Here is a 9,451-nt window from a genome sequence, read left to right as displayed (position 1 = left end):
GAGAGCCATTAGCTCAGTTGGTAGAGCACCTGACTTTTAATCAGGGTGTCGAAGGTTCGAGTCCTTCATGGCTCACCATAATGTATCATATGCGCGTGTGGCGGAATTGGCAGACGCACTAGACTTAGGATCTAGCGTCTTTGACGTGGGGGTTCAAGTCCCTCCACGCGCATAGGTTTTGCGGACGTGGCTCAGCGGTAGAGCATCGCCTTGCCAAGGCGAGGGTCGCGGGTTCGATTCCCGTCGTCCGCTCCAAGTAAGTCCCCTTAGCTCAGCTGGATAGAGCGTTTGACTACGAATCAAAAGGTCGGGAGTTCGAATCTCTCAGGGGACGCCATAATATTTAATATCGGGACGTAGCTCAGCTTGGTAGAGCACCTGGTTTGGGACCAGGGGGTCGCATGTTCAAATCGTGTCGTCCCGATCTTATATGTGCGGGTGTAGTTCAATGGTAGAACTCCAGCCTTCCAAGCTGGTAGCGTGGGTTCGATTCCCATCACCCGCTTTTATGATGTAACAGTTGAGCCTATAGGCTCTTTTTTTATTATCTATTTCTAATATTCATAATGACGTGGAATCACGAGTAACATGTGCAAGCAATCTTTATTATGATATGTTGGGTGGAATTGAAGCTTCTCGTGAATTTAATCTGTACATATGACTCATCCTACCCATGTCTCTTCCTGTTGTTGTTCCTAACTGATGTGACCATCACTTCGCCCCTTGCCCTTGCAGCTATTCATTGAATCCTTCCTCTACTAGGGAATATTTGCTTGTATTTCAGTCACACTGATCTTAACAAATAGATGCTCAAACCCATATTTCACACTATTACTGTAATAAGGTATTGATTTATTGTGCTAAAGAGTGCTACACTCAGTGTCATACTTTGGACAAATTCGAGGAGATGTAGAAAAATCACATTTTTACAAAAAAAGTAAGGCTGATTTATGAATTTTTCTAGCTTAAAATTGAAGCTTTTCAGGTGCTTTTATTGTATGATGTTAAGAAAGTGTCAATTTCGTACTTATGGAAGCGGATGAGATGGGAGGAAAAGCATGACTGAGCTTACGTTAACCGCAAACAAAAATCAATCGAACAATTCATTGCGGCGAGACGTTCGTTTTTTAGGAAACATTCTCGGAGAGGTACTAGTACACCAAGGCGGCAATGAGCTGCTGGAGACCGTAGAGAAGATCAGAGAAACGAGCAAATCCTTGCGTGCGGAATTTCTACCTGAGTTATTCCAGGATTTTAAAGCCATGATCAGTAATCTGGAGCCTGATACTCGGCATCAGATCATTCGTGCGTTTGCTATTTATTTTCAATTGGTGAATATTGCAGAACAAAACCATCGCATCCGTAGAAAAAGGGACTATGAGCGCTCTGTTGGTGAAGAGCCACAGCCAGGCTCTATCGAGAGCTCTGTGCGAGAGCTTCAAGAGAATGGCTTCACTGCCCAGGATGTGCGTGACATGCTGGAGGAGCTTTCCCTAGAGCTGGTAATGACCGCTCATCCGACAGAGGCCATGCGGAGAGCAATTCTGGATATTCATAAGCGAATATCCGAGGATGTCATGCTGCTCGATAATCCTACATTGACATTCAGAGAACGCGAGCAGACACGGGAAAACCTATTAAATGAGGTTAGTACACTGTGGCAGACAGATGAGCTTCGAGATCGCAAGCCAACCGTACTGGATGAAGTGCGTAATGGAATGTACTTTTTCCATGAGACTCTGTTCCATGTTCTACCTGATGTATATCAGGAGCTGGAGCGGTGTCTTAAGAAATACTATCCAGAATCGCAATGGCACATTCCAACCTATCTTCGTTTTGGTTCATGGATTGGTGGAGACCGGGATGGCAATCCATCCGTAACGGCTGACGTTACCTGGAATACCCTGCGTATGCACCGTAAGCTGGCAGTTCGGGAATACCAGCGGATCTTGGTTGACCTAATGGGCTATCTTAGCTTCAGTACCAGCATTGTAACTGTCTCCGATGAGCTTATCACCTCCATCGAGGAGGATCGCAATAATGTTACGCTCAAACGTTTGGAAATTTGGCACAATGAGAAAGAGCCTTATCGCATTAAGCTGGCGTATATGATTGCCAAAGTTAACAACGTAATGGACGAAACCAAGCGGGGAACATCTGAGGCATACAACAGTGCTGAGGAGCTTATTGCTGATCTGAAGATTATCGACTCCAGTCTGCGTCATCATTTTGCTGACTATGTAGCCGATACTTATGTACAGAAGATGATCAGACAAGTGGAACTGTTCGGCTTCCACACGGCAACCCTGGATATCCGGCAGCATAGCCAAGAGCATGAGAATGCTATGACGGAGATTTTGGCCAAGATGAACATCGCTCCAAATTACGGTCAGCTGACAGAGGACGAGAAGATTGATCTGCTGGAACGACTCATGAACGATCCTCGCCCAATCACTTCTCCGTACTTAAATTATAGTGATGCAACTGAAGAGTGTCTCAATGTATATAGAACAATTAATAAGGCTCAGAAGGAATATGGTCAGCAATGCATTACCAGTTATCTGATCAGTATGAGCCAAGGGGCAAGTGATATTCTGGAGGTTATGGTACTGGCGAAGGAAGCGGGACTTTTCCGTAAGGAAAAGGATGGTTCCGTCGTGTGTACACTGCAATCGGTACCTTTGTTCGAGACGATTGAGGATCTACATGCAGCGCCAGCGATTATGCGTAAAGTACTTGGACTACCGGTATATCGTGAGTCCGTAGCTGCGATGCATGATCTCCAGGAAATCATGCTCGGCTACTCTGACAGTAACAAAGATGGCGGAGCAGTAACTGCCAACTATGAGCTACGTGTAGCGATGAATGAGATTACCAACGTAGGTAATGAATTCGGTGTGAAGCTCAAATTTTTCCATGGACGTGGAGGGGCGCTAGGACGTGGAGGCATGCCTCTGAACCGCAGTATTTTGGCCCAGCCACCACACACAATCGGTGGAGGTATCAAGATTACAGAACAGGGTGAGGTGTTATCCTCCCGTTACTCCTTGAAAGGTATTGCTTATCGGAGTCTGGAGCAGGCGACATCAGCTTTGCTGACAGCCTCGATGTATCGCCGTACAGGCAAAGAGGAGCATTTGGAGGAGCGCTGGGAGGAAATCGTTAAGCATATTTCGGAAGTGTCCTTACACAAATATCAAGACTTGATCTTCCGTGATCCTGACTTCTTCACCTTCTTCAAAGAGTCTACACCATTGCCTGAGGTCGGTGAGCTGAACATTGGTTCTCGTCCTTCCAAGCGTAAGAACAGTGACCGCTTCGAGGACTTGCGAGCAATTCCATGGGTATTCGCTTGGACCCAAAGCCGCTACTTGCTCCCAGCTTGGTATGCTGCTGGAACAGGATTGCAGAGCTTCTACCAGGATAAGGAAGAAAATATGGCTGTCCTGCAGCAGATGTATCAGGACTTCCCATTCTTCCGCACATTGATTGATACACTGCAAATGGCAATTGCCAAAGCAGATCTGATCATTGCAAAGGAATATGCAGGAATGGCGCAGAATGAGGAAGCCAGCCAGCGCATTTACGGCTTGATTGAGGAGGAGTTCAAGCTCACCTCATCTCTGATTCTTAAAATCACAGGCCAACAGGAAATTCTGGACAATGTACCTGTGATACAGGAGTCCATTCGTTTACGTAATCCGTATGTTGATCCACTAAGCTATCTGCAGGTACAGCTTCTCAGCGAGCTGCGTAGCCTTCGTGATCAGAATGAAGACGATGCAGAATTGCTGCGCGAGGTACTGCTTACCATCAACGGAATTGCTGCTGGATTAAGAAATACAGGCTGATGCCAAGAACTATTCGAATCGGGCGCCGCAAGGCTCCCGGTTTTGTTTTGTGCATACTGCATTTTTTTGAGCTTTTGAAGAGGAAAATCCTTGCTTTTTCACTTCAGATAACATATCTTTAATAGTTGTAGAAATTCGAGAACCCATCAGCAAGTCTGGGGGAATATATGGTGGATTATTTGGAGAGCCGCTTAGTCAACCTGGTCCTTAAAGGAGATCAGAGGGCCTTTGCTGAGCTTGTAGAACTGTATAAGGATAAAATATTTCATTTGACGTACCGGATGCTGAATAATCGGCATGAGGCAGAGGATATGGTTCAGGAGACTTTTCTGCGAGTATACAGGAATCTGGAGAAATATGATCATAATCAGAAGTTCTCTACCTGGATTTACCGGATTGCTACCAATCTATGTATAGATCGGCTGCGAAGAAGAAAGCCTACATATTCACTGGATGCCGAGCTGAATGATCAAGAGGGGTCAGATGGCTATGCCATGCTGCCCAGCGATGATCGTACACCTGAGGGTGAGACACTATTGCTGGAGACGCAGACCATTATTCGTGACGCGATAGCTACGCTACCACCTAAATACAAGACGGTGATGGTGCTTCGTTATCTTCAGGACATGTCATTGCAAGAAATCAGTGAGGTCGTGGACCTTCCGGTGACAACCATCAAGACAAGGGTACATCGCGGACGTGAGTATTTGCGTAAAAAACTGGAACATAAGCTGTAAATTTATAGCCATACAATGGCTCGGATTTTTTTGAAACATATCCGTCTGCAAAGCGTATGGTATGTTGAGTAGCTGTGTTTTCGTGCTGAGATGTTGCAGATCAAGCTTAGGTGACTAGGGCAGCATGCTGACATCACAGTACCGCAGGAGTTAATTGAAAGGAAAGGACTGGCTCATATGGAATGCAAACAGGCCATTTCTTGGATGCATGATTACTTGGATCATGAGCTGCCGAAGCAAGAAGGACTAGAATTGCAGGAGCATCTGCGCTCGTGTGAGGATTGTCGTATACGTTTTGGAGAGCTGGAGCGGACTGAAATGCTGCTGTTTGGGACTCGTGATTCCCTGCCTCCTGTATCGGATGCATTGACAGAGCAGATTTTGAAGGTCATGCCACAGCAGAAGCAGCAACGGACTTGGGTCCGATGGATCAAGAGGCATCCGGCACTAACTGCGGCTGCTTTGTTTCTGGTTGTCATTGTATCTAGCGGCTTGAATTCATGGGGACAAGGAGATCAATTGATTGTCCGTGTCAAAGGGGATAACCCCGAGAACGTGATCATTCAGGGCCATAAGGTCATTGTGCCAGAGGGCACCTCCATAGCTGGGAACCTTACGGTGGAGAATGGCGAGGCAGAGGTGTACGGAGAAGTTCAAGGGAATTTGACAGTTATTGACGGTTCGTATTTCAAGGCTTCCACGGCCCACATCTCAGGTGAGATCAAAAGTATAGATCAAGCGCTGGATTGGGTATGGTACAAGGTATCTGATATCTTCACAGAAGTAGCATATCGTTAAGAAGTTATAGTATAATTGAGGGAAGCGCCTGTTCTGGTGGACGGGCGCTTCTTTTCGCAAAAAAGGTACCAAATATTCTCAGAAAAGACGTATTCGGCTATGAAGTAGCGACATGACTTGCAACATGGCTTGTAACGTTATAACCTAGATACACAATCCACAATATATACATATGTGAATTGGGGATAACCCACTATTTATAGAAATACGGGGGCATGCGCATGCTGGATTACTTTGCGAATATGACGTGGCAGGAATCCATTAAGGATTTAATCGATATTTTGATTGTAACCTATATTATTTATCAGATTATCTTGCTAGTCCGTGGTACACGGGCGGTGCAATTGCTCAAGGGGATATTGGTGCTGGTCGTGATCTGGGCGCTAAGTACCTGGTTCGATCTGTTCACGCTAAAATGGCTGATGAATCAGATGTTCACCTTTGGTGTACTGGCCATCTTCATTATCTTCCAGCCTGAGCTTCGTAGGGGTCTTGAGCAGCTTGGTCGAGGCAAGCTGTTTGGTCGGAGTCCGATGGAGGATGAGGAGCTTAATAAGTTTATAGGTGAAATTATTAAAGCCGTAAATTATTTATCACGTCGAAAAATTGGTGCTCTGCTCGTGTTCGAGCGGCAGACAGGGCTAAATGAATACACCGAATCAGGGATTAAAATGCAATCCTTGATTAGCTCCGAGCTGCTCATTAATATTTTTATTCCGAATACACCTCTTCATGATGGGGCGGTCATCGTGCAGAATAATCAGATTGCAGCAGCAGCCTGCTATTTGCCGTTATCTGAGAATCCTTTTATCAGCAAGGAGCTAGGGACTCGTCATCGGGCGGCTATCGGTGTCAGTGAGGTTGCGGATGCGGTAGCCATCGTAGTCTCTGAAGAGACTGGACATATTTCACTTGCCATGAATGGACAGGTTGTCCGTGATATAAAAGAAGAATCCTTAATCTCTAAATTATATGAAGAGCTGCGTCCGGCTGCAGTTCTAAAAGAAAAGCGTGGCTCTTTCTGGAAGCGGGGAGGAGGCGGCAATCAGGCATGATGGAGAAATGGTTCAACAATAATACAGTAGCCAAAATTCTGGCACTTGCAGTAAGTATACTGTTATGGGCGATGGTTCATCTGGATAGCGGTACGACAGCACCGTCTCTGACTACATCTTACGGGACGCGAACTATTGATAATGTGAAAATTCAGACGATTGGTCTTGATGATTCACGTTATGAGTTGACCGGGATGAATACGGATCGTGTTCGTATCCAGGTGAGAGGACAGCGTTCTGCCCTGACCTCATTTTTCGGTGATGATTATAACGTAAGTGTAGATCTCAGCCACATGCAGGAAGGCACAGAGACTCTGCCTCTAATGAAGCCAGACGTTCCATTCGGCGTGGAAGTTGTATCTATGGAGCCTTCTATGATTACTGTGACGGTCGAGCAGAAGCAGACAAAGGCATTCAACGTCAAGATAACTCCTACCGGAGAGGCAGCAGAAGGGATGCACGTTGGAGCAGGGGTGGCAGATCCGACTACCGTCAATGTGACCTTGCCTACTAGCAGGATGGAGACCGTGGCAAGTGTGCAGGGATTTGTGGACGTAAGCAAAGCGTCAAGCAATATAGAGAACCGAAAGGTGAAGCTCAAGGCATATGACAAGAATGGTAAAGAGATCGAGGGTGCAGTCCTTGAGCCAGACACTGCTTCTGTTGTTGTACCGATCAGTCAGGGCTACAAGTCCTTACCTATCAAAGTGAGCTACACTGGCGAATTGCCAGAGGGTCTTGTGCTCTCCGATGTAAATCCCAGTGTGACTGAGGCTGCTGTCTATGGTACGCCGGATTATCTCAGCAAGGTTCAAGGGAGCATTCATGCTACACTTGACTTGAGCAGGCTTGAGGCACAGGGGACGACAGGGGTGCAGGTTGCGTTGACGAAGCCTGAGGGGGCTGAGCGTATTACTCCAGAATCGGTGGAGCTACAAGTTACCATAGCACCTTTTGGAGAAGTACAGGATATCAGGCGGACTATGACAGACATACCCGTGACCCTTCAGGGAGCAGCTAGTGCAGAAGCCGCTTCGATTACTGAACCCCAGAGCCGAAGCCTGAATATCGAGGTAAGTGGTCCTGAGAATTTGGTGAATAATCTTACGAATGATGATATCATGCTAGTGGCGGATGTTACCGGGCTCCAGGCTGGTGATCATTCAATTCCTGTACAGATTACACTTCCAAGGTACATTACAAGACCTGAAGGCAGTCAGCCACTGATGGTCACAGTTAATGTTCAGGAGGCTTCTGTGCCGGCAAATACGCCAGAGCAGACAGCACCAGAATCTTCGCCTGATGCAGAGAATAATCAGCCTGTACAGGGAAATGATGAAGCTGCACCTTCTACTACAGACCAAGCTGGAAATACAGGGGAGTCTAGTCCAGAGACATCCAGTGATGATAGCTCCCAAGATAATAACAATAGCCAACCTTAGGGCGACTACAGAGAACATACAACAAAGACTATATGATAGGGGAGTCATGAAGTAATGGGGAAATATTTTGGTACAGACGGTGTCCGTGGAGTTGCCAATAAAGAATTAACCGCAGAGATGGCATATAGCATCGGTCGGTGTGGAGGATACGTCCTTGCAGGTAATGTGGAGAAGCCTACCGTAGTCATCGGAATGGATACGCGTATCTCGGGCCTGATGCTGGAGTCTGCGCTTGTTGCTGGGCTTCTGTCCATTGGTGCTAATGTCATTCGACTAGGCATCGTATCGACACCAGGAGTAGCTTATCTTACGCGATTGCTCCAGGCCGATGCAGGGGTCATGATCTCGGCTTCACATAATCCCGTTGAGGATAATGGCATTAAGTTTTTCGGGGGAGACGGCTTCAAGCTGACGGATGAGACCGAACTGAAGATCGAGGAGCTGATGGATGCGGAAGAGGATACGCTTCCTCGCCCGATTGGTGGTGCACTTGGTGCCCTCCGTGTTGATAATGAAGCACGTTACAAATATCTGGACTATCTGAAGACAACAATTAGCCAGTCTTTTGAAGGTCTTAAAGTTGTTCTTGATTGTGCTAATGGAGCGGCTTATGAGCTTGCACCTAAGCTATTCGAGGAGCTTGGAGCGGAGGTAATTGCGATTGGTGCGGAGCCTAACGGTCTGAATATCAATGATCATTGCGGTTCTACCCACCCAGAACAATTGAAGGAAGCTGTGCTTCAGCATAAGGCAGATATTGGTCTTGCCTTTGACGGAGATGCGGACCGTCTGATTGCAATTGATGAGAATGGCGCAGAGGTAGATGGTGACTTCATCCTCTGTATTTGCGGAGATGCCATGAACCGTGCTGGCAAGCTGAAGGATTCTACCATCGTAACGACGGTCATGAGTAACATTGGTTTCTATAAAGCTACCGAGCAGCTTGGCATTCAGACGGCCAAGACTGCGGTAGGGGACAGATATGTGATGGAGGAAATGCGCCGTGGCGGGTATAATCTGGGCGGTGAGCAGTCAGGTCATGTCATTTTCCTCGACTATAACACGACTGGTGATGGCATCCTGACAGGGATTCAACTGATTGACACGATGAAGGCTACTGGCAAAAAGCTGAGTGAGCTGAAGTCGCTGATGACGCAGTATCCACAGGTGCTTGTGAATGTGCGTGTACAGGATAAGAGCAATTATCCAGGTAATGTTGCCATTGCAACTGCGATTGAGAAAGTTGAGCAGGAGCTTGGTAGTAATGGCCGTGTGCTTGTGAGGCCATCGGGAACAGAATCGCTGATTCGCGTTATGGCTGAAGGACCCGACAAGGCAGAGCTGGAGAAATATGTCGATGAGATTGCTGAGGTCGTGAAAAAGGAACTGGTTTAGAAAAAATCGGTGACCTTTGATGACTAGCTAACATATGCTGTGATGTGGGCTGTTGAACGGTTCAAGCCGTTTCGACAGTTCATGTTACGGGTATTCGTTACAGAAGCTCATTGCAAAATTGTAGCTGAGTGCATATAATGATTGAGTGCATTTTACTTTGAGGAAGAAAGTGA

General features: G+C 46.7%; 6 protein-coding genes and 6 tRNA genes. All 12 read left to right on the top strand.

What is annotated here, in order from left to right; translation table 11 throughout:
- Positions 1 to 2 precede the first annotated feature (2 nt).
- A tRNA-Lys gene (locus D328_RS0125835) sits at positions 3 to 78 on the top strand.
- A 13-nt stretch (positions 79 to 91) separates the two neighbouring features.
- Positions 92 to 172, top strand: a tRNA-Leu gene (locus D328_RS0125830).
- 8 nt (positions 173 to 180) lie between these two features.
- Positions 181 to 255: transfer RNA gene (locus D328_RS0125825), tRNA-Gly, on the top strand.
- Positions 256 to 260: 5 nt separating this feature from the next.
- Positions 261 to 337, top strand: a tRNA-Arg gene (locus D328_RS0125820).
- 13 nt (positions 338 to 350) lie between these two features.
- Positions 351 to 424: transfer RNA gene (locus D328_RS0125815), tRNA-Pro, on the top strand.
- 10 nt (positions 425 to 434) lie between these two features.
- Positions 435 to 505: transfer RNA gene (locus D328_RS0125810), tRNA-Gly, on the top strand.
- A 553-nt stretch (positions 506 to 1,058) separates the two neighbouring features.
- Entirely contained in the window at positions 1,059 to 3,851 is a 2,793-nt protein-coding gene (ppc, locus tag D328_RS0125805) for a phosphoenolpyruvate carboxylase (RefSeq protein WP_018887943.1), read from the top strand.
- 170 nt (positions 3,852 to 4,021) lie between these two features.
- Positions 4,022 to 4,588: an RNA polymerase sigma factor SigW gene (sigW, locus tag D328_RS0125800; RefSeq protein ID WP_025681218.1), complete on the top strand. Its 567-nt coding sequence runs from the start codon at positions 4,022 to 4,024 to the stop codon at positions 4,586 to 4,588.
- Between the two features lie 177 nt (positions 4,589 to 4,765).
- A complete protein-coding gene (locus D328_RS0125795; RefSeq protein ID WP_018887941.1) occupies positions 4,766 to 5,386 on the top strand; it encodes a zf-HC2 domain-containing protein in 621 nt (206 codons plus the stop codon).
- Positions 5,387 to 5,607: 221 nt separating this feature from the next.
- Positions 5,608 to 6,441 (top strand): diadenylate cyclase CdaA, encoded by an 834-nt coding sequence (gene cdaA / locus D328_RS0125790; RefSeq protein WP_018887940.1) that lies wholly within the window; start codon positions 5,608 to 5,610, stop codon positions 6,439 to 6,441.
- Positions 6,438 to 7,883 (top strand): CdaR family protein, encoded by a 1,446-nt coding sequence (locus D328_RS0125785; RefSeq protein WP_018887939.1) that lies wholly within the window; start codon positions 6,438 to 6,440, stop codon positions 7,881 to 7,883. The genes cdaA and D328_RS0125785 overlap by 4 nt, the downstream gene beginning before the upstream one ends.
- Positions 7,884 to 7,937: 54 nt before the next feature.
- Positions 7,938 to 9,278, top strand: coding sequence for a phosphoglucosamine mutase (glmM, locus tag D328_RS0125780; protein ID WP_018887938.1), 1,341 nt, complete (start codon positions 7,938 to 7,940; stop codon positions 9,276 to 9,278).
- Positions 9,279 to 9,451: the final 173 nt, after the last annotated feature.

The sequence above is a fragment of the Paenibacillus massiliensis 2301065 = DSM 16942 genome (genome assembly GCF_000377505.1).
In the GTDB taxonomy this organism is placed as follows: Bacteria; Bacillota; Bacilli; order Paenibacillales; family Paenibacillaceae; genus Paenibacillus; species Paenibacillus massiliensis.
This window is presented reverse-complemented; position numbering and strand designations above follow the sequence as displayed.

What these genes read in the sequence shown, in the direction of transcription:
- cdaA (WP_018887940.1), top strand. Translation starts at nt 5,608, where the DNA reads ATGCTGGATTACTTTGCGAATATGACGTGGCAGGAATCCATTAAGGAT.
- ppc (WP_018887943.1), top strand. Translation starts at nt 1,059, where the DNA reads ATGACTGAGCTTACGTTAACCGCAAACAAAAATCAATCGAACAATTCA.
- glmM (WP_018887938.1), top strand. Translation starts at nt 7,938, where the DNA reads ATGGGGAAATATTTTGGTACAGACGGTGTCCGTGGAGTTGCCAATAAA.
- D328_RS0125795 (WP_018887941.1), top strand. Translation starts at nt 4,766, where the DNA reads ATGGAATGCAAACAGGCCATTTCTTGGATGCATGATTACTTGGATCAT.
- D328_RS0125785 (WP_018887939.1), top strand. Translation starts at nt 6,438, where the DNA reads ATGATGGAGAAATGGTTCAACAATAATACAGTAGCCAAAATTCTGGCA.